The 25,427-nt window shown below is 60.6% G+C and carries 27 protein-coding genes; 17 read left to right on the top strand and 10 right to left on the bottom strand.

Annotation, left to right across the window (positions count from 1 at the left end):
• The first annotated feature begins 19 nt into the window (after positions 1–19).
• Complete coding sequence (locus UIA24_RS10005) at positions 20–283, top strand: YceK/YidQ family lipoprotein (RefSeq protein WP_442963013.1); 264 nt, start codon at positions 20–22, stop codon at positions 281–283.
• Positions 284–322: 39 nt separating this feature from the next.
• Here the strand turns inward: UIA24_RS10005 and UIA24_RS10000 are convergent, their stop codons facing one another.
• The 3 genes from UIA24_RS10000 to UIA24_RS09990 form a co-directional block, all read right to left on the bottom strand.
• Entirely contained in the window at positions 323–967 is a 645-nt protein-coding gene (locus UIA24_RS10000; RefSeq protein ID WP_330522780.1) for an oxidoreductase, read from the bottom strand.
• 26 nt (positions 968–993) lie between these two features.
• A complete protein-coding gene (locus tag UIA24_RS09995) occupies positions 994–2,721 on the bottom strand; it encodes a C13 family peptidase (protein WP_330522779.1) in 1,728 nt (575 codons plus the stop codon).
• 91 nt (positions 2,722–2,812) lie between these two features.
• Positions 2,813–3,268, bottom strand: a complete 456-nt coding sequence (locus tag UIA24_RS09990; protein ID WP_065760343.1) for a MaoC family dehydratase — start codon at positions 3,266–3,268, stop codon at positions 2,813–2,815.
• 169 nt (positions 3,269–3,437) lie between these two features.
• On the opposite strand from UIA24_RS09990, the gene UIA24_RS09985 reads away from it, so the two are divergent.
• From UIA24_RS09985 to UIA24_RS09975, 3 genes are read left to right on the top strand one after another with little or no spacing between them, the layout of a single operon-like run.
• Positions 3,438–3,800: a CidA/LrgA family protein gene (locus UIA24_RS09985; protein WP_065760344.1), complete on the top strand. Its 363-nt coding sequence runs from the start codon at positions 3,438–3,440 to the stop codon at positions 3,798–3,800.
• Between the two features lie 2 nt (positions 3,801–3,802).
• Positions 3,803–4,513 (top strand): LrgB family protein, encoded by a 711-nt coding sequence (locus UIA24_RS09980; protein ID WP_176717438.1) that lies wholly within the window; start codon positions 3,803–3,805, stop codon positions 4,511–4,513.
• A gap of 9 nt (positions 4,514–4,522) precedes the next feature.
• Positions 4,523–5,113: an LON peptidase substrate-binding domain-containing protein gene (locus UIA24_RS09975; protein ID WP_065760346.1), complete on the top strand. Its 591-nt coding sequence runs from the start codon at positions 4,523–4,525 to the stop codon at positions 5,111–5,113.
• Positions 5,114–5,117: 4 nt separating this feature from the next.
• On the opposite strand, the gene UIA24_RS09970 is transcribed toward UIA24_RS09975, so the two are convergent.
• The gene (locus UIA24_RS09970; protein ID WP_099775913.1) at positions 5,118–6,434 is read right to left on the bottom strand and encodes a bifunctional DedA family/phosphatase PAP2 family protein; all 1,317 of its coding nucleotides are present in this window, start codon (positions 6,432–6,434) and stop codon (positions 5,118–5,120) included.
• Between the two features lie 4 nt (positions 6,435–6,438).
• A complete protein-coding gene (locus UIA24_RS09965; protein ID WP_330522778.1) occupies positions 6,439–7,125 on the bottom strand; it encodes a DNA-3-methyladenine glycosylase in 687 nt (228 codons plus the stop codon).
• A 193-nt stretch (positions 7,126–7,318) separates the two neighbouring features.
• Here UIA24_RS09965 and UIA24_RS09960 point away from each other — a divergent pair, with 193 nt between their 5' ends.
• The 12 genes from UIA24_RS09960 to lipA all read left to right on the top strand — a co-directional run bounded on the left by UIA24_RS09960 (position 7,319) and on the right by lipA (position 18,655).
• Complete coding sequence (locus tag UIA24_RS09960; protein ID WP_065760348.1) at positions 7,319–8,590, top strand: glutamate-5-semialdehyde dehydrogenase; 1,272 nt, start codon at positions 7,319–7,321, stop codon at positions 8,588–8,590.
• Position 8,591: 1 nt separating this feature from the next.
• A complete protein-coding gene (gene nadD, locus UIA24_RS09955; RefSeq protein WP_065760349.1) occupies positions 8,592–9,278 on the top strand; it encodes a nicotinate-nucleotide adenylyltransferase in 687 nt (228 codons plus the stop codon).
• Positions 9,279–9,326: 48 nt separating this feature from the next.
• Positions 9,327–9,746, top strand: coding sequence for a ribosome silencing factor (rsfS, locus tag UIA24_RS09950; RefSeq protein ID WP_065760350.1), 420 nt, complete (start codon positions 9,327–9,329; stop codon positions 9,744–9,746).
• Positions 9,747–9,755: 9 nt separating this feature from the next.
• A complete protein-coding gene (gene rlmH, locus UIA24_RS09945; protein WP_065760351.1) occupies positions 9,756–10,223 on the top strand; it encodes a 23S rRNA (pseudouridine(1915)-N(3))-methyltransferase RlmH in 468 nt (155 codons plus the stop codon).
• Between the two features lie 16 nt (positions 10,224–10,239).
• Positions 10,240–12,129: a penicillin-binding protein 2 gene (mrdA, locus tag UIA24_RS09940; protein WP_099775910.1), complete on the top strand. Its 1,890-nt coding sequence runs from the start codon at positions 10,240–10,242 to the stop codon at positions 12,127–12,129.
• A gap of 38 nt (positions 12,130–12,167) precedes the next feature.
• Positions 12,168–13,271, top strand: a complete 1,104-nt coding sequence (gene rodA, locus UIA24_RS09935; RefSeq protein ID WP_177442453.1) for a rod shape-determining protein RodA — start codon at positions 12,168–12,170, stop codon at positions 13,269–13,271.
• Between the two features lie 17 nt (positions 13,272–13,288).
• Positions 13,289–14,299: a lytic murein transglycosylase B gene (gene mltB, locus UIA24_RS09930; RefSeq protein ID WP_330522776.1), complete on the top strand. Its 1,011-nt coding sequence runs from the start codon at positions 13,289–13,291 to the stop codon at positions 14,297–14,299.
• Entirely contained in the window at positions 14,300–15,289 is a 990-nt protein-coding gene (locus UIA24_RS09925) for a septal ring lytic transglycosylase RlpA family protein (RefSeq protein WP_102051694.1), read from the top strand. It abuts the gene before it with no gap.
• Positions 15,290–15,458: 169 nt separating this feature from the next.
• Positions 15,459–16,619 carry a D-alanyl-D-alanine carboxypeptidase family protein gene (locus UIA24_RS09920; protein WP_099775906.1) on the top strand — a complete coding sequence of 387 codons (1,161 nt, stop codon included), beginning with the start codon at positions 15,459–15,461 and terminating at the stop codon, positions 16,617–16,619.
• Positions 16,620–16,695: 76 nt separating this feature from the next.
• Positions 16,696–16,971 (top strand): DUF493 domain-containing protein, encoded by a 276-nt coding sequence (locus UIA24_RS09915; RefSeq protein WP_065760356.1) that lies wholly within the window; start codon positions 16,696–16,698, stop codon positions 16,969–16,971.
• Positions 16,971–17,618, top strand: a complete 648-nt coding sequence (gene lipB, locus UIA24_RS09910; protein ID WP_099775905.1) for a lipoyl(octanoyl) transferase LipB — start codon at positions 16,971–16,973, stop codon at positions 17,616–17,618. The genes UIA24_RS09915 and lipB overlap by 1 nt, the downstream gene beginning before the upstream one ends.
• A 2-nt stretch (positions 17,619–17,620) precedes the next feature.
• On the top strand, positions 17,621–18,655 hold the full coding sequence (lipA, locus tag UIA24_RS09905) for a lipoyl synthase (RefSeq protein WP_099775904.1): 1,035 nt from the start codon (positions 17,621–17,623) through the stop codon (positions 18,653–18,655).
• Between the two features lie 110 nt (positions 18,656–18,765).
• Here lipA and UIA24_RS09900 read toward each other — a convergent pair whose 3' ends face one another.
• From UIA24_RS09900 to leuS, 5 genes are all read right to left on the bottom strand, one after another.
• On the bottom strand, positions 18,766–20,091 hold the full coding sequence (locus UIA24_RS09900; RefSeq protein WP_330522775.1) for a lytic murein transglycosylase: 1,326 nt from the start codon (positions 20,089–20,091) through the stop codon (positions 18,766–18,768).
• A gap of 60 nt (positions 20,092–20,151) precedes the next feature.
• Positions 20,152–20,316 (bottom strand): alternative ribosome rescue factor ArfA, encoded by a 165-nt coding sequence (arfA, locus tag UIA24_RS09895; RefSeq protein WP_065760360.1) that lies wholly within the window; start codon positions 20,314–20,316, stop codon positions 20,152–20,154.
• A 161-nt stretch (positions 20,317–20,477) separates the two neighbouring features.
• Positions 20,478–21,515 (bottom strand): DNA polymerase III subunit delta, encoded by a 1,038-nt coding sequence (holA, locus tag UIA24_RS09890; protein ID WP_065760361.1) that lies wholly within the window; start codon positions 21,513–21,515, stop codon positions 20,478–20,480.
• Positions 21,516–21,551: 36 nt separating this feature from the next.
• The gene (locus UIA24_RS09885; RefSeq protein WP_065760362.1) at positions 21,552–22,157 is read right to left on the bottom strand and encodes an LPS-assembly lipoprotein LptE; all 606 of its coding nucleotides are present in this window, start codon (positions 22,155–22,157) and stop codon (positions 21,552–21,554) included.
• 73 nt (positions 22,158–22,230) lie between these two features.
• Positions 22,231–24,837, bottom strand: a complete 2,607-nt coding sequence (gene leuS / locus UIA24_RS09880) for a leucine--tRNA ligase (protein ID WP_099775903.1) — start codon at positions 24,835–24,837, stop codon at positions 22,231–22,233.
• Between the two features lie 233 nt (positions 24,838–25,070).
• Here leuS and UIA24_RS09875 point away from each other — a divergent pair, with 233 nt between their 5' ends.
• Entirely contained in the window at positions 25,071–25,385 is a 315-nt protein-coding gene (locus UIA24_RS09875) for a hypothetical protein (protein ID WP_330522774.1), read from the top strand.
• The last annotated feature ends 42 nt before the right edge of the window (positions 25,386–25,427 follow it).

Here is a 25,427-nt window from a genome sequence, read left to right as displayed (position 1 = left end):
ACGTTCAGTTTTACTGGTGATGGCGCTGGCGCTGCTCAGTGGTTGCGCCAGCGTACGCACGCTGGACGCGGCCAAGCCAGGGGCACCGATTGTATACTCCGGTACGCGCCTTGATCTGTATGCCATGCAGGGCGGGTGTTGCCCCATGGACCGTTTTGGTGCTGAGGCGCCGGCGTATCCCGGGCTTGATCTGCCCGCGAGCGCGTTGCTCGACACGCTGCTGTTGCCGCTGTCGTTGTTGACCGTGCTGGGTGTCAGCTTTCAGGCCACCGGCGGTTTGTAACCGGCCATCGCCGCCGTGCCGGCGATGGCCGGGCAGGGCTTACTTCTTGCCCAGCCTGCGCAGTTCATCGGACTCCACCACGCGAATGCCGTCCTGCTCTTCCAGCGCCAGGCGCCACAATGCCCGCGCCAGTTCACAGGCTTCAATCCCGTGGTACTTGCCCGGTAGCAGTCGTGCCAGCGGTGCTGCCAAGCGCTCAGCGGTGCGTGGTTCGATGCGTTCGCCGAGCAGCAGGGACGGCCGGGCGATGGTGAGTTGCGGCCAGTCTTGTGCTTTCAACGCTTCTTCCATTTCCCCTTTTACCCGGTTGTAGAACACCGACGATTTTGGGTCTGCGCCGAGTGAGCTCACCACCAGCAAGTGGCGCGCGCCCATTTCGCGGGCGCGTTTGCTGAAAGCAACAACCATGTCCAGGTCGACCGCGCGGAATGCCGTTTCTGAGCCTGCCTGTTTGATGGTGGTGCCCAGGCAGCAGAAGGCGATATCGACACGGCCGCTGAGTTGGGGCAGAAAAACCGCAGGGTCACCCACCGGGTTCTCTAGATGTGGGTGTTTGGCCAGTGGTCGACGGGTAGGGGCAAGAACGCGGCTGACGGTGGGTTCGCTGAGCAGCCGATCCAGTAAATGTTCACCGGTCAGTCCGGTGGCTCCGGCAAGCAGGATGTGCTGAGGCGTCAAGTACATGATGTCTCTCCCTTGATACAGTCAGCTTAGTGGCTCCGGGCGCTCTTTGCTTGTTCAGTTGTTTTTTCGTCACTTTGCAGGGCTTTGCGGGCCTGCTGCTGACGCAAACGCTGCCAGTGCGCAAGGACGCCTTTGGGGGCCCAGATCTGCGGTTCCGAGGCGTCGAAGTCTTCGTTGTGCTCACGCAAGGCTACTTGGGTGCGGGCCAGTTCGAAGGCGTTTTGCAGGTCGTCGGTCTGGTTCAGTGCCTGGGCAAACAGGGCATCGCCGAAGTAGGTGAAGTCGGCCTCTTCGGAACAGCCGAAAGACACTCTGTCCGAGCGCGCGGCGGTCATGATCAGGGTCTTGTCGTCCTTGAGGGAGTCGATAAAGCCACCTGAGTAACACGCAGAGATGACAACAATTTTGTCTCGCCCTTTCAGGGGCGCAAGCGCTGTGGCCAGTTCGCCGGCAGGCAGGTCTGCCAGTTGCAGGCGCGGCTGATCGAGCACCAGTTCGTGAGTCTGGCTGCCGTGGCTGGTCAGGTAGATGAATACCAGGTCTTCCGGGCCGGTGCGTTCGGCGAGGGTGCGCGCGGCACGGGTCAGGTTTTCCCGGGTGGCCATCGTGCGGTCGGTCAAATGATCGCGGTGATTGGCCAGGGTGATTTGGCCAACGGCACCAAATCGGCTCTTGAGCATGCTGCTGACGTAGTCGGCCTCCCGCAGGAACACGCTCTGTTTGCCGTCGCCGGCCAGGACCAGGCTGTAGAGTTCTACCTCGGCGGTGGAGCGCGGCACGTTGTCGAGGGCTTGTTCGAGCAGCTTGCCTTGGTTGAGCAGTGCCAGTTCCAGTGGGTCGGACAGTGGTCGCCCCTGATCGTCACGAACCCGTTGGCCGTTGATCCAGTGTCCGCTCTCGACCTGGCCGTTTGGCAGGGTCAGCAGGCCTTTGCCTTGATACGTGTCGTTCTCGAAGCCACCCACATAAACGCTACCGTCTGCCAGTTGCAGGCGACCGTAACCGGAAAAGTGCCAGTCGCGGAAATCGCCTTTGTAGTGGCTGCCGTCGCTGGCGAACAGCTCACCTTTACCGCTGAGCGAGCCGTCTTCAAACTGGCCGATCCAGACATCGCCGTCGGCGTTTTCGTAGCGGCCCCGGCCTTCCAGGCGGTTGTCGCGGAACTCACCAATGTACTGATCACCATCGACGCTGTTGAATGTGCCGCTGCCCTCCAGTTGGCCGTTGACGAAACGCCCGCTGAACTGGTTGCCGCTGGCATCGCTGCGCACCCCTTCGCCGTTGGGTTTGCCATGGGCGAACAGTCCTTGGTACTGACTGCCGTCTTCCAGCTCCAGGTGACCGGCGCCGCTGTACTGGTCGGCTTTGAACTGGCCTCGATAGGCCTGGCCGGCCTCTTTGAGTGTGCCTTCACCTTCACGACGACCAAGCTTGAAGCCACCTTGGTAGCTACTGTCTGCCGTCTTCAGTCGGCCCTGGCCATGGAACAGGCCTTGCTCAAACTGGCCAACATAGACTTCGCCGTTGCTGCCGTGCCATTCACCCTGGCCGTGCCATTGGCCGTTCAGGAAGCCTCCGGCGTACCAGCTGCCATTGGGGTAGTCGATGCGTCCACTGCCCTGCAACAGGCCATTAACCACCTCTCCGCGATAGCGACCACCGTCGGGCAGGCGGGCATCGGGCGGCGAAAGTGGTTCGCCGTCACCGCAGGCGGTGAGCAGCAGGGTCAGGGCGAGTGGGGCAAGTGGGCGCATAACGGGGTCCGGGTGGGTTAGCCGCCGAGTATGCCGCAGAATGCGCCGGTGGAAACAGCCGCGCCGGCGTGTTTCTACCGGCCATGTTTCGTCATACGAAGCAGAGTGACAGCGGTTCGGCGATGTACGCAGGTTTTTCTTCACCTTCGATTTCCAGGGTGGCGGTAGCCTTCAGCAACCACTGCCCTGGTTTCTTTTCGGTGGCTTCGGTGAGATCAACCTTGAGCCTTACCTGGCTGTTGACCTTTACCGGCTGGATAAAGCGGACGCTGTCCAGGCCGTAGTTGACCACCATTTTCAAGCCTTCAGGCAACACCAGAATGTCCAGCATCAGCGTAGGGATCAGTGACAGGGTCAGAAAACCGTGAGCAATGGTCGTACCGAATGGCGTTTTTGCTGCCTTCTCGGGGTCAACGTGGATGAACTGAAAGTCGCCGGTGGCTTCGGCGAACAGGTTGATGCGTTCTTGGTCGATCTTCAGCCATGCGGAACGTCCCAGTTCCTTGCCGACATAGTCTTTGAGCGCTGTAACGGGTACATAGGGCATCGAGACTCTCCTGATTGTCGTTGGTTTTCTTATGACTACGGTAGGTTCAAGCGTTTAAGATCAGCACGTCGGAGGGGGCCGGTCAAGTCAGCATGACTTGAACGAATATCTCGGTATAGGCACACCAGTAGGGTGCTTATAATGGCCGGCGGGCCTGAGGGAGATTTCTATGCTGTTGCGTGGTTTGACGTGGCTGGTGTTGTTTCAGTTGTTGGGGACAGCGATTAATCACTTGTTCCTGTCGATACTGCCGGGGCCAATTATCGGGCTCTTGCTCCTGCTGACGTACCTGATCGTCCGAGGTGAGGTCGGTGCGCCACTGAGCGAAGCCGCCAGCAGCCTGCTGCGCTATTTACCGTTGTTGCTGGTGCCGCCGGCAGTAGGGGTGATGGTTTATGCCGCCGATATTGCGGCGGATTTCTGGGCGATTGCCGGTGCATTGGTGCTTTCGCTACTTATTTCCATCGTCTTCGCAGGTGTCTTGATGCAGAAGCTCATCGCCCGTCAGGCGCGGGATGAGGAGCGGCCATGAACCTGGATTGGCACGGCGCCGTCGAGGCGGTCATTCATCACCCTTTGTTCGGTATCGGTATCACGCTGGGGGCCTATCAACTGGTGCTTGCCGCCTATGAGAAGACGCGCTGGATCTTTCTGCAGCCCGTGTTGATGTCGATGCTGGTCGTCATCAGCGTACTGCTGCTGTGTGGCTTGACCTACAGCGAATACCGTAAAAGTACCGAAATTCTCAATATTCTTCTGGGGCCTGCGACCGTCGCGCTGGCGGTGCCGCTGTACCTGAATCTGCGGCGTATTCGCCAGCTGTTTTGGCCGACCTTTACTACGCTGGTAATCGGAGGCGTGGTAGCGACTGGCGCCTGCCTGCTGTTGGGGTGGTGGTTTGGCGCCGAACACATGATTCTGATGACCCTGGCGCCGAAGTCGGTGACCTCGCCGATTGCCATGTTGGTGGCCGAGCAGATTGGCGGCGTTGCGCCATTGGCGGCCGTGTTTGTATTGATCACTGGGGTGATTGGGGCCATTTTTGGCCCGGCGCTCTTGTCCCGTTGTGGTGTTCATAGCCCAGAGGCTCGTGGCATGGCGCTGGGCTTGACGGCGCACGCGGTCGGTACTTCAGTGGCGTTGCAGGAAAGTGAGGAGTGCGGGGCCTTTGCGGCCCTGGCCATGAGCCTGATGGGCGTTGCCACGGCGGTCTTTCTGCCGTTGGCGGTCAGCCTGGTCGCGTGAGGAGTCGCCATGACATTACCGCTGTTTCCGCTGAATACGGTGCTGTTTCCCGGCTGCTATCTGGATCTGCAGATCTTTGAGGCGCGCTACCTGGACATGATTGGCCGTTGCATGAAGCAGGGCGGTGGTTTCGGTGTGGTCTGTATTCTGGACGGTGCCGAAGTCGGTAGGGCTGCGCAGGGCTATGCCTCGATCGGCTGCGAGGCGCTGATTCGCGATTTTCAGCAGCAGGACAACGGCCTGCTCGGTATCCGTGTCGAAGGCACACGACGTTTTCGCGTGACCCAGGCCGAGGTGCAGAAGGATCAGTTGCTGCTGGCGCAGGTGCAGTGGCTGGCCGAACAGCCGGATCGCCCGTTGCGTGATCAGGACGAAGACCTGCGAGCGTTGCTCGTTGCGTTGGCCGAACATCCGATGGTCGAGGCGCTGAACATGCCGAGAGCCATTCTCGGGCAGCAGGCGTTGGCGAATCAATTGGCCTACCTGCTGCCGTTTGTCGAGGAAGACAAGCTCGACCTGCTGGCCATTGATGCGCCCCAACAGCGCCTGGATGCTATCCAGGCACTGCTTGATCGTTTACAGGGTGAGCTGTTCGCCTGACCACTCAGTACTGGTAGCGGGCCAGGGCTTGTGGCAACGCATGCAAGGTAAAAAAGGCGAGCAGTGCCGTACAGGCTGGCAGGATCAGCCACCAGGCACGTCGTGGCAGGGCGTTCAGTGGTGCGCGGTCCTGAATCAGTGTCAGGCTGCTCGCGCATACAAAACAGGCCAGCAGTGCTCCAGCGAGGATGTCGGTGGGCCAATGTGCGCCCAGGTAAACGCGTGAGCAGGCGATGGCCAGGGCCGGCAGGCAGCCCAGCATGACCCAGGTCAGACGCATGCGTGGTGGTTGTTCGCGCCCGGCCAGCACCGCAAGCACCAGAAAGAACGCAAACGACGCAGAACTATGCCCGCTGGGCATGCTGTAAGTGCCCAAAGGGTCGGTCAGCACGTCCGGGCGGGCGCGGGCGAAGAACCACTTCAGGGTACCGTTGAGCAGTGCGGTGCCAATCAGGGTGGTGGCGGCAAAAAGGGCGTGTCGCCATTGCCGGGCCAGTAGCAGAAGCGCGGTCAGCAGGCCTCCTGCGATTAGCTGCGTTCGGAAGTCTCCCAGCCGTGTGACCATGACGGCTATATCATCGATCGCTTGGCTGCGGTTTTCCTGAATGACGGCCATCAAGCCTTGATCCAACTGTGTCAGGTACGGCCAGCCGAAAAACAGCGCAATCAGCGCCAACAGGCTCAGCCCTGCCATCAGCCGGGTACCACGTCGTTGGCTGCGCAGGCTGCCACTGATGCTCAGTGCAATCAGCACGGCCATGCTACCCGCCACGATACCGGCCTGCGGCCAGAAACCGTCCGGCAATGGCAGGCGCATGGCTGCACCGGTCGCCCAGCCTGGCAGCAGGTAGGCGATAGCCCAGCCGGCACCAGCAACCAGGCTGACCATGATAAAGCGCGGAATCGGCATGTCGAACATGCCCGCCACCATCGGCAGCATTGGGCGTAGCGGGCCGATAAAACGCCCGACCAGCAGGCTGGCGATACCATAGCGCTGGAAGTAGGTTTCAGCGCTGCCGATCCATTGCGGGTGTGTGCGCAGTAATGGCAGGCGTCGGATGTTCTGGTGGAAGTGCCGGCCCAGGGTATAGGAGATTGCATCGCCGAGCAGGCCGCCCAGATAGCCCAGTAACAGCGTTTCGCCCAGCGACAGGGCGCCGCTGCCTGCCAGTACGGCGATAGCGAACAGCAGCACGGTGCCGGGTACGATGATCCCGGCAATCGCCAGGCACTCGATGCAGGCGACCACAAAAATCGCCAGGCCAAGCCACTGCGGGTGGGTGGTCAGCCAGCCGGTCAGGCTGTCGAGCCATGCGCCCATAGGTTCAAATTCCTTGTGTCAGTAAAAGGTAGTCTTGCCCCTCGACCTGCCCTCGGCGCAACGGGTTGCGGGTGCAGTAACGGGCGAATTCGGCATCAACGAAACGATACAGCAGATGCTCATCGCGGCCGCGGGGGATGCCCAGGCGAGTGGTCTGAATAATGTGTTTCACAATAATGCTGCAGTCGTCGACAAACAGTCGCTCGGGGTCAAAGCGTTGGGCGTCCCACTCGGGCACCTTTAGCCCCAGTGCCTTGCACAGCAGGGTTTGCCCGGCGCACAGGCGTTCAGGTTGGCGTTGCTGGCCGCGGGTATCAGGGTTGTTCGCTTGCATTTGCGCCAGGCTGTCGGCATCGGAACAGGCGTCTAGCCATGGGTAGCCGGATTTGATCAGTACGGCATTACCGGGGCCTTGGGCGCTGAAGTTCAGCGAGTCGCCACCGCGGGCGTAGTACATATAGATGTGTCCACCCTCGAGAAACAGGGCTTTGCGCTTTTCTGTGTAGCCCAGCGAGGCGTGGCTGCCTTTTTCGGCGCAGTAGTAGGCTTCGGTTTCGATGATGCGCGCCGAGAGCCAGTAGGGGCCCTGTCGGTGACGGATGACCTTGCCGAGCAAGGCTTTGGCCAGGGTTTGCGCATCACGGTCAAAAAATGTATCGGGCAGTGGCCGGCAAGCGTTCGGCGTAGGCATTATCGATCATCGTTGGAAGCTGGTGCCGATCATAGCAACTTATCGTCAGCAGAGCCGGCGTGTGCAAGGGGCGCGCCTATCGTCAGGGCCGTTTTGGGTGGTTGATTTCGACCATCCGCCAGCCACCGCTGGGCGTTCACCTGCATGACAGTTATAATCAGCCGATTTCCCCTTCGCCAAGACACTGAGCCCCATGACTGAGTCCGTTCTTGACTACATGACCCGCCTGGGTCGCGCTGCCCGTGAGGCGGCCCGCGTCATTGGCCGTGCCAGCACTGCGCAGAAGAACCGCGCGCTGCAGGCTGCTGCCAATGCGCTGGACGCTGCCCGCGCCGAACTGTCCGCTGCCAACGAGCAGGACCTGGCTGCTGGCCGTGCCAACGGCCTTGAGCCGGCCATGCTCGAGCGCCTGGCGCTGACGCCAGCACGTATCGACAGCATGATCGTCGGCTTGCGTCAGGTCGCCAGCCTGCCAGACCCGGTCGGGGCGATTCGCGACATGAGCTACCGCCCTTCGGGCATTCAGGTGGGCAAGATGCGTGTGCCGCTGGGCGTCGTCGGGATCATCTATGAGTCGCGGCCTAACGTGACCATCGATGCTGCGAGCCTGTGCCTGAAGTCCGGCAACGCCACCATCTTGCGTGGCGGCTCGGAGGCCATTCATTCCAATCGCGCGATTGCCGCCTGCATCCAGCGTGGCCTGGCTGAAGCCGGCCTGCCTGCGGCGGTGGTGCAAGTGGTCGAGGTCACTGACCGTGCGGCGGTCGGCGCGCTGATCAGCATGCCGGAGTATGTCGACGTGATCGTGCCCCGTGGCGGCAAGGGCCTGATCGAGCGGGTCAGTCGCGAAGCACGCGTACCGGTGATCAAGCACCTGGACGGCATCTGCCACGTGTATGTGGCCGAGCATGCTGATCTGGAAAAGGCCCGGCGTATTGCCTTCAATGCCAAGACCTACCGCTATGGCATCTGCGGCGCGATGGAAACCCTGCTGGTCGATCAGCGTGTTGCGGCGGAGTTCCTGCCGGCAATGGCGACCCTGTTCAGGGAAAAAGGCGTTGAGTTGCGTGGTTGCGAACGTACCCGTCAGTACATCGAGGCGCTGCCTGCCACGGAAGAAGACTGGCACACTGAGTACCTGGATGCGATTCTGTCGATCCGAGTGGTCGATGGCCTGGATCAGGCTATTGAACATATCAACCACTACGGCTCGCACCATACCGATTCCATCGTGACCGAGCATCAGGGCCTGGCCCGGCGTTTTATTGCCGAGGTCGACTCGGCGTCGGTCATGCTCAATACCCCGACCTGCTTTGCCGACGGGTTCGAGTATGGCCTGGGCGCCGAGATCGGTATTTCCACCGACAAGCTGCATGCCCGTGGTCCGGTTGGCCTGGAAGGGTTGACCTGCGAGAAATATGTTGTGATCGGCGACGGCCAGTTACGCGGCCAGGAGTCGCTCTGACTTGGTTGAGCATGCCCCACTCGCCGCTGCTGTCAGCGTGCCGCCCCAGCGGCGCATTGGCGTTCTCGGCGGAACCTTCGACCCCGTGCATATCGGTCACCTGCGCAGTGCGCTGGAGGTTGCCGAAGTGCTGGGGCTCGATGAGTTGCGGCTGATGCCCAATGCTCGACCGCCGCACCGCGATACCCCGCAGGTGTCGGCGCTCGACCGTTTGGCAATGGTCGAACAGGCGGTGCGTGGCGTGCCGTTGCTGACAGTCGATGCCCGGGAGTTGTCCCGTGATAGACCGTCGTACACCATTGAAACGCTGGAGCTGATGCGGGCCGAGCTGGCTGCTGAAGACCAGTTGTTCCTGTTGTTGGGTTGGGATGCCTTTTGTGGCTTGCCCAGTTGGCACCGTTGGGATGAGTTGCTGAAACACTGCCACATCCTGGTGCTGCAACGCCCGGATGCCGACGTTGAGCCGCCGGATGCGTTGCGCAACCTGCTGGCCGCACGCTCGGTCAGCGATCCACAGGCCCTGGTTGGGCCTGCCGGGCAAATTGCATTCGTCTGGCAAACGCCGCTGGCGGTTTCCGCCACGCAAATCCGACAGCTGCTGGCCAATGGCAAGTCGGTGCGTTTTCTGGTTCCAGACGCAGTACTGGCCTATATCGAGGCGCACGGCTTGTACCGTACGCCGAACTGAAGGGCACGCCGCGAGGCGGCCCCTACTTACGAGCTGAATGAGTTTTATATGAAGAACCAAGCAATCAACGCCGAAACACTGGTCGAACTGACCCAAGCGGCACTGGCTGACGTCAAGGCCCAGGACATCCTGGTGATCGACGTGCGTGACAAGCACAGCCTCACCGACTACATGATCATCGCTACCGGTACCTCCAACCGTCAGATCAACGCGATGCTGGAAAAGGTTCGCGAGAACGTCAAGAAGCACGGCGCTCAGCCGCTGGGCGAAGAAGGCAAGGGCGAAAGCGATTGGGTTCTGCTGGACCTGGGTGATGTCATTGTTCACATGATGACCGCCGCCGCACGTCAGTTCTATGACCTGGAACGTCTGTGGCAGGGCGCTGAGCAGAGCCGTGCTGCCGACGGCAAGCACCACTCGCCGGAGCATTCGCACGAGCACTTCGACAAGCTCCGCGACAAGGAATAAGGAAGCGTCGTGCGTCTGCGTCTGATCGCGGTTGGCTCGCGCATGCCCAAGTGGGTTGAAGACGGCTGGCATGAGTATGCCAAGCGTCTACCTTCTGAGCTGTCGCTGGAGCTGGTGGAAATTCCACTCAATACCCGAGGCAAGAATGCCGATGTCGCCCGCCTGATCCGTCAGGAGGGCGAAGCCATGCTGGCCAAAGTCCAGCCGGGGGAACGTATCGTCACGCTGGAGGTCCATGGCAAGCCCTGGAGCACCGAACAGCTGGCGGTCGAGCTGGACCGCTGGCGGCTGGATTCGCGTACGGTCAACTTCATGGTCGGTGGCCCCGAGGGGCTGGCGCCGGAAGTCTGTGCACGCAGTGAACAGCGCTGGTCGCTGTCACCCTTGACCCTGCCGCACCCGCTTGTACGGATACTCATTGGCGAACAGCTGTATCGCGCCTGGACGGTTCTGTCCGGGCACCCTTACCACAAATAAGCCGTAAGCCTCCGTAATGTCGCAGCCGATTCGCCTCAAGGATCACGAAAAAGACGCCCGTCTGGTGCGTAGCCGCGTCGTGGTCGGTGCAGTGGCGGTCGTCTTGCTGGTGTGCGTGCTGATTGTTCGCCTCTACTACCTGCAGGTCATTCAGTACGACTATCACTCCACGCTGTCGGAAAACAATCGGGTGCATGTACAGCCGATTCCGCCGACCCGTGGGCTGATCTTCGACCGTAATGGGGTAATCATCGCCGATAACCGACCAAGCTTCAGCTTGAGCATGACCCGTGAGCGGGCTGGCGACTGGCGTCAGGTGCTCGATGTAATCGTCGAAGTGCTGCAACTGACCCCCGATGACCGTGCGTTGTTTGAAAAACGCATGAAGCAAGGGCGTCGTCCTTTCGAACCGGTGCCCATCCTGTTCGAGCTGACGGAGGAGCAGATTGCCCGCATTGCGGTGAATCAGTTCCGCCTGCCGGGTGTCGAAGTGGTTGCGCAGTTGGTCCGGCACTATCCGCAAGGGCCGCATTTTGCTCATTCGGTGGGTTACGTCGGGCGGATCAACGAGAAAGAACTCAAGACCCTCGACCCGGTCAACTACAGCGGTACCCACCACATTGGCAAAACCGGTATCGAACGATTCTATGAACCGGAATTGCATGGTCAGGTGGGTTACGAGGAAGTCGAGACCAATGCCCGGGGCCGTGTGCTGCGTGTACTCAAACGCACTGACCCGGTGCCGGGCAAAGATATCGTTCTAAGCCTCGACATCAAGCTGCAGGAGGCCGCAGAAGCTGCGCTGGGCGGGCGCCGAGGTGCCATTGTGGCCCTTGATCCTCGTACCGGCGAGGTGTTGGCGATGGTTAGCCAGCCGAGCTTCGACCCGAACCTGTTCGTGACCGGCATCAGTTTCAAGGCCTATGCCGAGTTGCGTGATTCCATTGATCGGCCACTGTTCAACCGTGTGCTGCGTGGTCTTTACCCGCCGGGCTCGACGATCAAGCCGGCTGTGGCGATTGCCGGTCTCGACACGGGTGTGGTGACTGCCGGTACGCGGGTGTTTGACCCTGGCTACTACCAGTTGCCCAACTACGACCACAAGTACCGTAACTGGAACCGTACCGGCGATGGCTGGGTCGACCTGGACACGGCAATCATGCGCTCCAACGACACCTACTTTTACGACCTGGCGCACAAGATGGGCATCGACCGGTTGGCCAACTACATGAACCGCTTTGGTATTGGCCAAAAAGTGGCGTTGGACATGTTTGAAGAGTCGCCTGGGTTGATGCCGTCCCGTGAGTGGAAGCGGGCGACCCGTCGTCAGGCCTGGTTCCCGGGTGAAACGCTGATTCTCGGTATTGGCCAGGGTTACATGCAGGCGACCCCGTTGCAGTTGGCTCAGGCCACCGCGTTGATTGCCAACAAGGGCAAGTGGAACCGTCCGCACCTGGCCAAGACCATCGAAGGTAAGCCACCGGTAGATGAGAACCCGATGGAAGACATCGTTTTGCGTGACAAGTCCGATTGGAACAAGGTCACCCACGGCATGGAGCAGGTGATGCAAGGTGCGCGGGGTACTGCGCGCAAGGCCTCGATTGGTGCCCAGTACCGGATTGCAGGCAAGAGTGGTACGGCTCAGGTGGTGGCGATCAAGCAGGGCGAGAAGTACGACCGTAACAAGTTGCAGGAGCGCCACCGTGACCACGCACTGTTTGTCGGCTTTGCACCGGCTGACGATCCGAAGATTGTCGTATCGGTGATGGTTGAGAACGGCGAGTCTGGCTCGGGCGTTGCCGCGCCAGTCGTGCGGCAGGTCATGGATGCCTGGCTGCTCGATGAACATGGGCGGCTCAAACCGGAGTACGTCACACCTTCTGTCGCTCAGGAACCTGCCCAGTGAAAAGCAATTTCGATCGCATGCTTTCCAGTGAGGACGTCATGCGCCGTCGGGCGACGTTCCTCCAGCGCATCCACGTTGATGGCCCGTTGCTCGTTCTCTTGTTGACCTTGGCTGCGGGCAGCCTGTTCGTGCTGTATTCGGCCAGCGGGAAGAACTGGGACCTGTTGCTCAAGCAGGCCAGTTCATTCGGTATTGGCCTGGTCTCAATGTTCATCATCGCGCAGTTCGAGCCGCGGTTCATGGCGCGTTGGGTACCACTGGCCTACGTTTTCGGCGTGTTCTTGCTGGTCGTGGTGGATGTCATGGGGCACAACGCCATGGGGGCCACGCGCTGGATCAACATCCCGGGGGTGATCCGCTTCCAGCCTTCGGAATTCATGAAGATCATCATGCCCGCCACCATTGCCTGGTACCTGGCCAAGCGCACGCTACCGCCGCACTTGAAGCATGTGGCGATCAGTCTGGTGATGATTGGCGTGCCGTTCATTTTGATCGTCCGTCAACCGGACCTGGGCACTGCACTGCTGATTCTGGCCTCGGGTGCATTCGTGCTGTTCATGGGCGGGCTGAAGTGGCGCTGGATTATCAGTGTGGTCGCCGCTGCTGTGCCTGTGGCGGTGGCGATGTGGTTCTTCGTCATGCACGACTACCAGAAGCAGCGCGTGCTGACCTTTCTCGACCCGGAAAGCGACCCATTAGGCACGGGCTGGAACATTATCCAGTCCAAGGCAGCCATTGGATCGGGCGGTGTGTTCGGCAAGGGCTGGCTGCTGGGCACGCAGTCGCACCTGGACTTCCTTCCGGAAAGCCATACGGACTTCATTATCGCCGTCATGGGTGAGGAGTTCGGGTTGGTAGGGATCTGCGCGCTGTTGCTGATTTACATGTTGTTGATCGGACGCGGCCTGGTGATTACTGCCCAGGCGCAAACGCTGTTCGGCAAACTGCTGGCGGGCAGCCTGACCATGACGTTCTTCGTCTATGTTTTTGTCAATATCGGTATGGTCAGCGGCTTGCTCCCCGTGGTGGGGGTGCCGCTGCCCTTCATTAGTTATGGTGGAACTTCGTTGGTGACGCTGCTGTCAGCGTTTGGGGTTTTAATGTCGATTCATACGCACCGTAAATGGATCGCACAAGCTTGAATAAGGTGAAGAATTTCATGCAAGCAATGCGTGGCTGGGCGGCTCGTTGCGCGCCTTGGGTTGGCCTTTTCGGCCTGCTCGGCTCGGCGCAACAGGCTGTGGCTGGCGACTATGACGGCTCGCCTCAGGTGGCCGAGTTCGTCGGCGAAATGACCCGTGACTACGGTTTTGCTGGTGAGCAGTTGATCGGGGTATTTCGTGAGGTCGAGCGCAAACAGTCGATTCTCGATGCCATTTCCCGACCTGCTGAGCGGGTAAAACCCTGGAAGGAATATCGCCCGATGTTCCTGACCGATGCACGTATCGCCCGCGGCGTGGATTTCTGGCGCCAGCACGAGGCTGCTCTGGCCCGCGCCGAGCAGGAGTACGGTGTCCCCGCCCAGGTCATTGTGGCGATCATTGGCGTTGAAACCTTCTTTGGGCGCAATACAGGCAACTATCGGGTCATTGATGCCTTGTCGACGCTTGGCTTCGACTATCCACCGCGTGCCGAGTTTTTCCGCAAGGAGCTGCGTGAGTTCCTGTTGCTGGCCCGTGAAGAACAGGTCGACCCGCTGACCCTCAAGGGTTCTTACGCCGGCGCCATGGGGCTGCCGCAGTTCATGCCGAGCAGTTTTCGGGCCTACGCCGTGGACTTCGATGGCGATGGCCATATCAATATCTGGAACGACCCGGACGATGCCATTGGCAGTGTCGCCAGTTATTTCAAGCGCCACGGTTGGGTGGCCGGCGAGGGTGTGGTCAGCCGTGCCATGGTCCGCGGTGAACGGGTGGATGAAGGGCTGACGTCTGGAATCGAGCCGGTTCGTACGGTTGGGGAGTTGCGGGCACTGGGCTGGTCAAGCCATGATGTGCTGCGCGATGATCTGCCGGTCACCGCTTTTCGGCTTGAAGGCGACAACGGCCCTGAGTATTGGCTGGGCCTCAAGAACTTCTATGCGATCACGCGCTACAACCGCAGCGTGATGTACGCCATGGCGGTACATCAACTTTCGGACCTGCTGGTTCAAGCACGAGGCGCCAAATAAATGCGCGTATCGCTCACTACTTCGTTACAACTGCTCGGCGTGGCCGCGCTGGGGCTGGTGCTGGTCAGTTGCTCCACCGGTCGTTCACCGCAACAACAGGGCGGTATCCGCTCGCAGCCCGGCCTGGATATCAACCGTGCTCACAAGGACGGCGCGCCCTGGTGGGATGTCGATGTCTCGAAGATCCCCGATGCGACGCCTACGGTGCACAATGGCCCGTACAAGGCCAACCCCTATACGGTGTTGGGCAAGACCTACTATCCGATGGGCGAGTCGCGCAACTACGTGGCCCAAGGTACCGCCTCTTGGTACGGCACCAAGTTTCATGGCCAGAACACCGCCAACGGAGAGGTCTACGACCTGTATGGCATGAGCGCGGCGCACAAGACCTTGCCGCTGCCGAGCTACGTGCGGGTGACTAACCTGGACAACAACCGCAGTGTGATTTTGCGGGTCAATGACCGTGGCCCGTTCTACTCCGACCGGATCATTGACCTGTCGTATGCCGCAGCGAAAAAGCTTGGCTACGCTGAGACCGGCACGGCGCGTGTGCGTGTTGAAGGTATTGATCCGCAACAGTGGTGGGCCCAGCGCGGCCGGCCTGCACCGCTGGTGCTGGAGCAGCCACAGGTAGCGCAGGCCCAGCCGCTGTCTAGCAATACCGGGACGGTCGAGCAGTGGACGCCGCCACCGCAGCAGCATGCGGCGGCGGTGGTGCCGGTTCAGGTCGCCAGCAACACGGCTCCGGCCGGCGCTGGCATGTACTTGCAGGTCGGCGCATTTGCCAACCCGGATGCCGCCGAACTGCTGCGTTCCAAGCTCAGCACCATGGTGAGCGCTCCGGTGTTCATCAGTTCGATCGTGCGCAATCAGCAGACCCTGCACCGGGTTCGCATGGGCCCGATCAGCAACCCGGGCGAAGCCCAACAAATGCAGGACAGTGTGCGTCTGGCCAATCTGGGCCAGCCGAAAGTTGTCACGGCAGACTGACTCAGGGGGCCTGATCAGTCTGTTGTGAAATACGCCGGTCGGTGTGCTCAAGTGCGAACGACCGGCGCGGCAAAACAGTCTGTACAATGCCTGTTTTGCTCATCAGGCCACGCGCCTGGAAACGTTTTGCCCTTGCGGGCATGAGCCCATTAGCCATTTCGAGAGACGGATGAACATCACCACCTTTGCCAAACGCCTTTGCCTGCTTGTCCCGCTGATGATCACCCCTGCCGCATTCGCGGCGGAGCAGATGATGCCGTCGCCGCCACAACTGGCAGCCAAGTCCTACGTGCTCATGGAAGCCTCCAGCGGCAACATTCTGGTTGAGAACAATGGCGACGAGCGTCTGCCGCCGGCCAGCCTGACCAAGCTGATGACCGCCTACATCGCGACCCTGGATATCCGTCGCGGGCAGATTGGCGAGAACGATCCTGTGACCGTCAGCGAGAACGCCTGGCGTACCGGTGGTTCGCGCATGTTCATCAAGGTGGGTACCCAGGTCAGCGTCAGCGACCTGCTGCACGGCATCATCATCCAGTCGGGCAACGACGCCAGCGTGGCGCTGGCCGAGCACATCGCGGGCAGCGAAGATGCGTTCGCCGACATGATGAACAAGACGGCTGGCGATCTGGGCATGAGCAACAGCCACTTTATGAACCCGACCGGCCTGCCGCACCCAGAGCATTACTCGTCGGCGCACGACATGGCCCTGCTGGCCCGTGCGATCATCCACGAAGACCCTGCTCACTATGCGATCTACTCGCAGAAAGAGTTCTTCTGGAACAACATCAAGCAGCCGAACCGCAACCTGCTGCTGTGGCGTGACAAGACCGTCGACGGCCTGAAAACCGGCCATACCGACGAAGCCGGCTACTGCATGGTATCCTCGGCTGTACGCGACGGCATGCGCCTGATCGCGGTGGTCTTCGGCACTAACAGCGAGCAGGCTCGTGCAGCCGAAACGCAAAAACTGCTGACCTACGGCTTCCGTTTCTTCGAAACCCAGACCTTCTACCAGAAGGGTACCGAGTTGGCACAGGCGCCGGTCTGGAAGGGCGCCACCAGTCAGGTCAAGGCCGGTTTGGCCGAAGACCTGAGCATGACTTTGCCTAAAGGCCAATTGAAGAAGCTGGCTGCCAGCATGACCATGAACCCGCAGCTGACTGCGCCTATCGCCAAAGGTGACGTAATCGGTAAAGTGGAAGTCAAACTGGATGACAATGTGGTGCATAGCGCCGACCTGATTGCCTTGGACGGCGTGGAAGAGGGTGGTTTCTTCCGTCGTGTGTGGGATAGCATTCGGCTATTCTTCTACGGGTTGTTCAACTGATATCGTGACCTGCACGCCCTCGCCATATTCAGGTGAGGGCGTTGTTGTTGCCACGGCTTACGAGGCCGTTACTGCCATGAGCGTACCTGACGTCAAGTCGCACACTATTGAGTTCCCCTGCCTCGATTACCCGATCAAGGTAATCGGCGATACCGTGGTCAATTTCAAGGACACGGTCATCGAGATCCTGAGCAAATATGCCAAGATCGACCTGCAGACACTGGCCGAGCGCCAGAGCAGCAATGGCAAGTACACCACGGTGCAACTGCACATCGAAGCGACCGGTGAAGATCAACTGCGAGATATCAATAGCGCCCTGCGTGCTACTGGCATCGTGCATATGGTGCTTTGATGCCCGCAAGCCTGGGCTTTCGCGAACTCGGCCTGTTGCCTTATGAACCTGTCTGGCAGGCCATGCGTCGGTTTACCGATACGCGTGGGCCGCAGACCGGCGATGAAGTCTGGCTGGTTGAACACCCTCCGGTGTTCACCCAGGGGCAGGCTGGCAAGGCTGAGCACCTGCTGTTGCCGGGTGATATTCCGGTGGTGCAGGTCGATCGCGGAGGCCAGGTGACCTACCATGGTCCTGGCCAGTTGGTAGCGTATCTGCTGCTGGATGTGCGCCGGTTGGGTTTCGGCGTACGAGATCTGGTAAGCCGCATTGAGCGCTGCCTGATCGATCTGTTGGCAGGCTACGATGTTGAAGCTGCCGCCAAGCCGGACGCCCCGGGTGTCTACGTCGATGGAGCAAAGATCGCTTCCCTCGGCTTGCGAATTCGCAATGGCTGTTCATTCCATGGCCTTGCCTTGAACGTGGACATGGACCTTGCGCCATTCCGTCGTATTAATCCCTGTGGGTATGCGGGGCTGGCAATGACCCAGCTGCGCGACCAGGCAGGCCCGATCGAACTCTCCGAGGTAAGGGCAAGGCTGCGTGCGCAGCTGGTCAAGCACCTCGACTATGCTGAGCAGACGACCCTTACGGGCGGAATCGACTGATTATGACTACTGTTGTGCAAGAACCGCTGGAGAGCAGCGCGCCGAACGTGACCGTTGCGGTGGACGCGTCGGCTGCGCCGGCCCCCCGGGCGAAAGTTGAAGCCGGTGTAAAACTGCGTGGCGCCGAAAAGGTTGCGCGTATTCCGGTGAAGATCATCCCTACCGAAGAGCTGCCGAAGAAACCTGACTGGATCCGCGTGCGCATCCCGGTTTCGCCGGAAGTCGACCGTATCAAGCAACTGCTGCGCAAGCACAAGCTGCACAGCGTGTGTGAAGAGGCCTCCTGCCCGAACCTGGGTGAGTGCTTCTCGGGTGGCACCGCCACCTTCATGATCATGGGTGATATCTGCACCCGCCGTTGCCCGTTCTGCGACGTGGGTCATGGCCGTCCCAAACCATTGGATGTCGATGAGCCGAAGAACCTCGCAGTTGCCATCGCCGACCTGCGCCTGAAGTACGTGGTCATCACCTCGGTGGACCGTGACGACCTGCGTGACGGTGGTGCTCAGCACTTCGCCGACTGCCTGCGCGAGATCCGCGCGCTGTCTCCAGGCGTGCAGTTGGAGACGTTGGTTCCGGACTACCGTGGTCGTATGGACGTGGCCCTTGCCATCACCGCGCAAGAGCCGCCAGACGTGTTCAACCACAACCTGGAAACCGTACCGCGCCTGTACAAGGCCGCGCGTCCGGGGTCTGATTTCGAGTGGTCGCTGGACCTGCTGCAAAAGTTCAAGCAACTGGTACCGCACGTTCCGACCAAGTCCGGCCTGATGCTCGGCCTGGGCGAGACGGACGAGGAAGTCATTGAGGTCATGCAGCGCATGCGCGAGCACGATATCGACATGCTGACCCTCGGCCAGTACCTGCAGCCGTCGCGCAGCCACCTGCCGGTACAGCGCTTTGTTCACCCGGATACCTTCGCCTGGTTCGCCGAGGAAGGTTATCGGATGGGCTTCAAGAACGTCGCGTCCGGCCCGCTGGTGCGTTCGTCCTACCATGCCGATCAGCAGGCTCATGAGGCCAAGATCAAGCTCTGATTCGACATGAACGAAAAATGCCGACGCCCGTCTTCATGAGGGTGTCGGCATTTTTGTGTGCGCTACAGGAAAGTCTGCCGCTGGCAGCCTGAACCGCCCCGTTGGGCGTGCTAGCGTGCCTGCTGGTTGCGCAGGCTCTCCAGCAGCTTATGGGTCGGGTAACCGTCTGCCGGCCAGCCCAGGGCTTGCTGTGCGCTACGAATTGCCTTGCGGGTATTGGCCCCGATGATGCCGTCGGCGCTGCCGGCGTCGTAGTTGCTGGCACTGAGCAGGTTCTGCAATTCCATGCGCTCACTACGGCTCAGCGGCAGATCATCTTTTGGCCAGTCACCGCGGATGTAGCCAGACCCATCGAAACGCTGTGCCAGCAGGCTGACGGCCAGGGCGTACGACGATGAGTTGTTGTACTTGAGGATGGCGCGGAAGTTGTCCAGTACCAGGAAGGCCGGGCCGCGAGCGCCGGCAGGCAGCAGCAGGGCTGCAGACAGTTGTTCGCTACCCGCGGGTACTTGCGTTCCAGGGGGAAGTTGCAGGCCCAGTTGCAGCCATTCTGCGACCGTCTTGCGTTGAGAGCCGTCCGCCAGCCAGTAGTCGAAGCCGGGTTTCAGGCCAACTTCAAAACCCCAAGGCTCGCCGCGTTTCCAGCCTGAGCTTTGCAGGTAGTGGGCGGTCGATGCGAGGGCGTCGGCGGTGCTGTTCCAGATGTCACGGCGACCGTCACCGTCGAAGTCTACCGCGTGGGTGTTGTAGGTCGTCGGGATAAACTGGGTCTGGCCCATGGCGCCGGCCCATGAGCCCAGCATGGCCTCGGGCTGGATGTCGCCGTTCTGCAGGATCTGCAGGGCAGCGAGGAGCTGCGCCTGTGCGAAGGCCGGGCGACGGCCTTCGTAGGCCAGGGTGGCGAGCGAGCGGATCACCGATTTGCTGCCCTGGAACTGGCCGAAGTTACTTTCCATGCCCCAGACGGACACCAGTGTGGTGCGGTCGACGCCATACCGTTGTTCGATACGTGCCAGCAGCTCGGCGTTCTGGTTGAGCAGGGCCTGACCTTTGCGAACACGTACAGGCGAGACAGCGCCGTCGAGGTATTCCCAGACGGGGCGTGTGAATTCGGGTTGACTGCGGTCGGCCTTGATCACGCTCATGTCAGGGGTGATATTAAAAAACGCGCGGTCAAAGGTCGCCGGATTGATACCGGCTTGCAGGGCCTGTTGGCGGAAGCCGGCTTGCCATTGAGCGAAGCTCTGCAGGGGTTGCACATCGTCGATCGGATCGGCGCTGGCAGTTGGATGGGGTGCAGCAGAAGCGGATTGTGTCGGCGCTAGCGGCAGCGCATCGGCGGCGGTCGGCTTCTCCGCGCAGGCGACAAGCAGGATGAGGCTGGAGGCAGCGATCAGTTGGCGGGGTTGCCAACGGCGGGAAAGGCAAAAGGGCATGCACAGGTCCAGTAATTCAAGTCAGGTGTTGACCATACCATGCTTGCCGGATTCCTGCCTTCATGCGGCCAAAAAGTAAGAAGCCTCCCAATCTCTCGATTGGAAGGCTTCGCGGCGGTAGCTGCCTTTGCCCTTGCCTGAGCGTTCCTGGCGGCTACGGAACAGGGGCTGGGCGATGATGGACTTGGCTTTGTTGGGGCCGGGTTTGGCCGGTTTCTTGCTCATTACAGGAGCTCCTGCGATGGGGGGGTGTTGGCGCGCACTATAGGCCCTTGCATTCGTGTGGGCAATCTTACGGGCTTACCGGCTATCTGCTCGTTGTGGCATGGGTTGTTGCGCGATGCATACATCGCTGGCGGGGGGGGGGCGCCAGGTTTGGCGTGATGCTATTCGGCAGGTAATGTCAGACGTTGGCCGGCCATCAGCAGCGACAGACGTGCCAGGCTGGTCCAGGGAGAGCCCTGTGCCTGCCCCTTGATCTGTGCATCAATGCGTTGGGCATCCTGCAGCAGCTGGCTCCAGCGTTGCGCCGAATGACGTTGCAAGGCTTTGCTCATCAGCGGCCGGCGTTTATCCCAGACCGGCGGTTTGGCCTGGCTGAATGCCTTGTCCAGCGGCACGCCCTGGCTGTACTGCTGGGAAAGGCCAGCCAGCAGGCGCAGTTCCCGGGCCAATGCCCAGAGAATGACCGGTGGCTCAACCCCTTCACCGCGCAAGCCTTCGAGCATGCGCAGGGCATGGGCAGCTTCGCCATTAAGAATGGCGTCGACCAGGCCAAAGACATCGAAGCGGGCACTGTCGGCCACGGCGGCCTGTACCGTTTCGACGGTGATCTGATTGCCATCGGCCAGTAACTTGAGCTTTTCGATTTCCTGAGCGGCGGCGAGCAGGTTGCCCTCCACGCGCGCTGCAATCAGCTCTACTGCATCGCGTTGGGCTGCCAGGCCGGCTTGAGACAGGCGTTGGCTGATCCATTGCGGCAGTTGATTGTTGTCCACCGGCCAGATCTGAATGAACTGGACGTGCTGACCGTCAACCAGCGCCTTGCCCCACTTGGTTTTTTGCGCGCTGCCGTCGAGTTTTGGCAGGCTGATCAGCAGCAGGGTGTCTTCGGCAGGGTTGGAGCAGTACTCAATCAGCGCTGCGGCGCCTTTGTCACCGGGCTTGCCTGAAGGCAGGCGCAGTTCCAGCAGGCGTCGTTGAGCGAACAGCGACAAGCTGGCACCCGCTTGAAGCAGCGTGCCCCAGTCGAAGTTGGCATCTGCGCTGAACACCTGGCGTTCGTCGAAGCCTTGCTGGCGAGCTGCCGCGCGAATCGCGTCGGCGGCTTCCTGGCACAGCAGCGGGTCATCGCCGCTAACCACGTAGACCGGGGCGAGCGAACCTTGCAGGTGCTTGTTGAGTTGGGCAGGTGTGAGTTTCATCGCGGAGTGCGGGGCACCGAAGTGCCCCGTTCAGGCTCAGTTGGCTGGGATTTCCAGCGGGGATTGCTGCGGCGTTTCGTCCTGGGCGCGACGGGCGGCTTCGAGGGCATCAGCCTCGGCCTTGGCGCGCGCCTCGGCTTCCATTTGCAGGGTTTCAAGTTGGGCCGGGGTGATCAACTGCAAGCGCAGGACCATCTTCTGGACCATCTCGCGGCGCATTTCATCGCGAACCTGGCTGGCTTCCTGGTCGGAGCCCGTAAGGTTGTTGCTGTCATGCACATAGATCTTTTGTACTTCCAGCTTGTCGGCAAGGAGGCTGGTGTTGTTCTGGCCGCGGATCTCGAAGCTCAGGGTGTCGGTGAGTTCATACTCGACCGAGCGAGCAGAGCCTGCATAGCTGGCGGCGCGCTGGGTATTGTCTTCACGGGCCAGGAACAGCTTGTATGGGGCGCCGGCGTGCACGTTCACGCCGCTGCTTTTCAGAACCTGGCGCAGTTGCGTCACAGTATCGCCATAGGCGTCGCGAGCACTTACATCGAGCTCCTTGAGCGCCAGGTCTGTGGTGCCGGTGCCGCGCAGTTGGAAGCCGCAGGCGCTGAGCATTACGGCCAGGCCCATCACCAGCAGGTTGCGTTTGATCATGTTGTTGCTCCCTTGAAACCTTGTAAGCCGATTCTGTGCGGGCGCCCTGAGGTGAGCAGGGCGCCACATTCCATCAGCTGGCGACAATATTGACCAGCTTGCCCGGTACGACGATGACCTTGCGGATGGTCAGGCCTTCAGTGAAACGCAGCACGTTTTCATTGCTGCGGGCCGCGGCTTCAATGTCTTCACGGCTGGCGCCAACCGGCATCTCGATCTGGCCGCGCAGTTTTCCGTTGACCTGGATTACCAGTTGCAGGCTGTCCTGTACCAGCGCGCTTTCATCCACGGCTGGCCAGCCAGCGTCGATGACTGCGCCTTCATGGCCCAACTGCTTCCACAGTTCGTGGCTGATGTGCGGCGTGATCGGTGCCAGCAACAGGGTCACGGTTTCCAGGCCTTCCTGAATCAGTGCGCGGTCTTGTGCCGTGGCTTGCGGTGCCTTCTCCAGCACGTTCATCAGGGTCATTACTTGCGCAATGGCGGTGTTGAACTTGTGGTGCTGGCCCACATCCTGGCTGGCTTGCTTGATGGCCGAGTGGATCGAACGGCGTACGGCTTTCTGGGCATCGTCCAGCGCAGCGACATCCAGAGCGCCAGGCAGCCCTTGCGCGACGTGGCTTTGCGCCAGGCGCCAGACGCGGCGCAGGAAGCGGTTCGAGCCTTCTACGCCGGAGTCGGACCATTCCAGGCTCATGTCGGGCGGCGAGGCGAACATCATGAACAGGCGGCAGGTGTCAGCACCGTAGGCTTCGATCATGGCCTGAGGGTCAACGCCGTTGTTCTTCGACTTGGACATCTTCTCGGTGCCGCCGATCTCTACGGGCAGGCCGTCGGTTTTCAGGCGGGCGCCAATGATCTTGGCCTTGGCATCACGTTCGACTTCAACGTCGGCCGGGTTGAACCAGTCTTTGCCACCGTTGCTGGCCGTGCGGTAGTACGTCTCTGCGACGACCATGCCCTGAGTCAGCAGGTTCTTGAACGGTTCGTTGGAGCTTACCAGGCCTTCGTCACGCATCAGCTTGTGGAAGAAGCGTGCATAGAGCAGGTGAAGAATGGCGTGTTCGATGCCGCCGATGTACTGGTCAACCGGCAGCCAGTGGTTGGCAGCCTGTTTGTCGACCATGCCGCCTTCGTAGTTTGGCGAGGCGTAACGCGCGAAGTACCAGGACGACTCGACGAAGGTGTCCATGGTGTCGGTTTCGCGCTTGGCTGCGGCGCCGCATTTCGGGCAGCTGCAGTTGTAGAACTCAGGCATGCGCGCCAGCGGCGATCCCGCACCATCCGGCACCACGTCTTCTGGCAGGACGACCGGCAACTGGTCTTCCGGTACCGGTACGTCGCCGCAGGATGGGCAGTGGATGATCGGGATTGGGCAACCCCAGTAGCGCTGGCGGCTGATACCCCAGTCGCGCAGACGGAACTGGGTGCGCGACTTGCCGAGTTCTTTCTTGATCAGGGCGGCTTCGATGGCATCGAACGCGCCAGCGAAGTCCAGGCCGTCGAATTCAGCAGAATTGATCAGTTGGCCGTGCTCGCCGTAGGCGGCGTCCCACTCGGTGCCAACCACATCACCGGCACGGGTGCGAACCACGGTCTTGACCGGCAGGTTGTACTTGTGTGCGAACTCGAAGTCGCGCTCGTCATGGGCCGGGACAGCCATGACCGCGCCGTCGCCGTAGTGCATCAAGACGTAGTTGGCGACCCACACGGGCAGTTTTTCGCCAGTCAGCGGATGCTCGACGAACAGCGACGTCGGCATGCCTTTCTTTTCCTGGGTGGCAACGTCGGCCTCGGCAACGCTGCCGCTCTTGCACTCGTCGATAAAGGCTTGCAGCGCCGGGTTACCCTGGGCAGCCTGCGTGGCCAGCGGGTGCTCGGCTGCAACGGCGACGTAGGTCGCGCCCATCAGGGTGTCCGGGCGGGTGGTGAAGACTTTCAGTGTACCGTCGTGGCCGATCGAGGCCTTGTCGAACGGGAACTGGACTTCCATGCCGCGTGACTTGCCAATCCAGTTACGTTGCATGGTCTTGACCTGTTCAGGCCAGCCCGGCAGTTCGTCGAGGCTTTCCAGCAACTCGTCGGCGTAATCGGTGATCTTGAAGTAGTACATCGGGATTTCGCGCTTCTCGATCAGCGCGCCCGAACGCCAGCCACGGCCGTCGATGACCTGCTCGTTGGCCAGTACGGTCTGGTCAGCCGGGTCCCAGTTGACGGTGCCGTTCTTGCGATAGATGACGCCTTTTTCGAACAGGCGGGTGAACAGCCACTGCTCCCAGCGGTAGTAGTCCGGCTTGCAGGTGGTGACTTCACGCGACCAGTCGAAGGCCAGGCCCAGGCTCTTGAGCTGGGTCTTCATGTACTCGATGTTTTCGTAGGTCCACTTGGCCGGGGCGACGTTGTTTTTCATCGCCGCGTTTTCGGCCGGCATGCCAAAGGCGTCCCAACCCATCGGCTGCAGGACGTTCTTGCCCTGCATGCGCTGATAGCGGGCGATGACGTCGCCGATGGTGTAGTTGCGCACGTGACCCATGTGTAGCTTGCCGCTTGGGTACGGGAACATCGACAGGCAGTAGAAGGTGTCTTTGCCTGGTTGTTCACTGACTTCAAAAGACTTTTGCTCGTCCCAGAACGACTGGGCGGCGGCTTCAATTTCGCGGGGCTGATAGAGTTCGTGCATGGCTACTTTGCGCTGAGAAATGGGAGACCTTATCCAGGCAGAACCGCTGCGCCCGGCAATTCGGTGTCAATATAATGAACGCAGTAGCATACATGACCCGTCTCTATCGAGGGAAACCCTGATTGCATCCTCAGACTGGCTGCGGGCCGTTGGTCGTGGCGTCTCGCTGCTTTTGTGAGTACCGCTAAGCTGATTCTTGGGGGCGGTATTTTTATCTCAAATGAGGTGAACGGATGGGTGAGTCGCCGCTACAAGCACTAGAGCCCGAGCTTTGCGAGCGTTTGATCGACCGGTTGGGGCTGGCACTGGATGTCGCCAGAGCCTCTGTTCGACTGCGCGATGAGATGCCCGCCGAACTGGAACTACGTGGATTGAGCTACGCCGAATTTGAAGTGATCAAGGCTTACCTGGCATCGAACCCAGAGCGCTACAGAGCACATATAGATGCGCTGCAGCAGCCTGAGGTACCTGCCGGCAGAGTGGTCTGGCTTAAAGACAGCGCGCGTTCTTCAGTCACGACAAAGTCCAGGGCATTGCATTTCAAGTAATCGTACGAGTCCTTCAGGCCCTACGACCTTACCGTTAAATTT

Source organism: Pseudomonas sp. AL 58 (assembly GCF_036348395.1).
Classification (GTDB): domain Bacteria; phylum Pseudomonadota; class Gammaproteobacteria; order Pseudomonadales; family Pseudomonadaceae; genus Aquipseudomonas; species Aquipseudomonas defluvii.
Note: the sequence above shows the minus strand (reverse complement) of the source record. Positions and strands in the feature narration are given on the sequence as shown.

Coding starts and splice junctions, on each gene's coding strand:
- UIA24_RS10005 (WP_442963013.1), top strand. CDS start 20: ATGGCGCTGGCGCTGCTCAGTGGTTGCGCCAGCGTACGCACGCTGGAC.
- UIA24_RS10000 (WP_330522780.1), bottom strand. CDS start 967: ATGTACTTGACGCCTCAGCACATCCTGCTTGCCGGAGCCACCGGACTG.
- UIA24_RS09995 (WP_330522779.1), bottom strand. CDS start 2,721: ATGCGCCCACTTGCCCCACTCGCCCTGACCCTGCTGCTCACCGCCTGC.
- UIA24_RS09990 (WP_065760343.1), bottom strand. CDS start 3,268: ATGCCCTATGTACCCGTTACAGCGCTCAAAGACTATGTCGGCAAGGAA.
- UIA24_RS09985 (WP_065760344.1), top strand. CDS start 3,438: ATGCTGTTGCGTGGTTTGACGTGGCTGGTGTTGTTTCAGTTGTTGGGG.
- UIA24_RS09975 (WP_065760346.1), top strand. CDS start 4,523: ATGACATTACCGCTGTTTCCGCTGAATACGGTGCTGTTTCCCGGCTGC.
- UIA24_RS09970 (WP_099775913.1), bottom strand. CDS start 6,434: ATGGGCGCATGGCTCGACAGCCTGACCGGCTGGCTGACCACCCACCCG.
- UIA24_RS09965 (WP_330522778.1), bottom strand. CDS start 7,125: ATGCCTACGCCGAACGCTTGCCGGCCACTGCCCGATACATTTTTTGAC.
- UIA24_RS09960 (WP_065760348.1), top strand. CDS start 7,319: ATGACTGAGTCCGTTCTTGACTACATGACCCGCCTGGGTCGCGCTGCC.
- rsfS (WP_065760350.1), top strand. CDS start 9,327: ATGAAGAACCAAGCAATCAACGCCGAAACACTGGTCGAACTGACCCAA.
- mrdA (WP_099775910.1), top strand. CDS start 10,240: ATGTCGCAGCCGATTCGCCTCAAGGATCACGAAAAAGACGCCCGTCTG.
- rodA (WP_177442453.1), top strand. CDS start 12,168: ATGCGCCGTCGGGCGACGTTCCTCCAGCGCATCCACGTTGATGGCCCG.
- mltB (WP_330522776.1), top strand. CDS start 13,289: ATGCAAGCAATGCGTGGCTGGGCGGCTCGTTGCGCGCCTTGGGTTGGC.
- UIA24_RS09925 (WP_102051694.1), top strand. CDS start 14,300: ATGCGCGTATCGCTCACTACTTCGTTACAACTGCTCGGCGTGGCCGCG.
- UIA24_RS09920 (WP_099775906.1), top strand. CDS start 15,459: ATGAACATCACCACCTTTGCCAAACGCCTTTGCCTGCTTGTCCCGCTG.
- UIA24_RS09915 (WP_065760356.1), top strand. CDS start 16,696: ATGAGCGTACCTGACGTCAAGTCGCACACTATTGAGTTCCCCTGCCTC.
- lipB (WP_099775905.1), top strand. CDS start 16,971: ATGCCCGCAAGCCTGGGCTTTCGCGAACTCGGCCTGTTGCCTTATGAA.
- lipA (WP_099775904.1), top strand. CDS start 17,621: ATGACTACTGTTGTGCAAGAACCGCTGGAGAGCAGCGCGCCGAACGTG.
- UIA24_RS09900 (WP_330522775.1), bottom strand. CDS start 20,091: ATGCCCTTTTGCCTTTCCCGCCGTTGGCAACCCCGCCAACTGATCGCT.
- arfA (WP_065760360.1), bottom strand. CDS start 20,316: ATGAGCAAGAAACCGGCCAAACCCGGCCCCAACAAAGCCAAGTCCATC.
- holA (WP_065760361.1), bottom strand. CDS start 21,515: ATGAAACTCACACCTGCCCAACTCAACAAGCACCTGCAAGGTTCGCTC.
- UIA24_RS09885 (WP_065760362.1), bottom strand. CDS start 22,157: ATGATCAAACGCAACCTGCTGGTGATGGGCCTGGCCGTAATGCTCAGC.
- leuS (WP_099775903.1), bottom strand. CDS start 24,837: ATGCACGAACTCTATCAGCCCCGCGAAATTGAAGCCGCCGCCCAGTCG.
- UIA24_RS09875 (WP_330522774.1), top strand. CDS start 25,071: ATGGGTGAGTCGCCGCTACAAGCACTAGAGCCCGAGCTTTGCGAGCGT.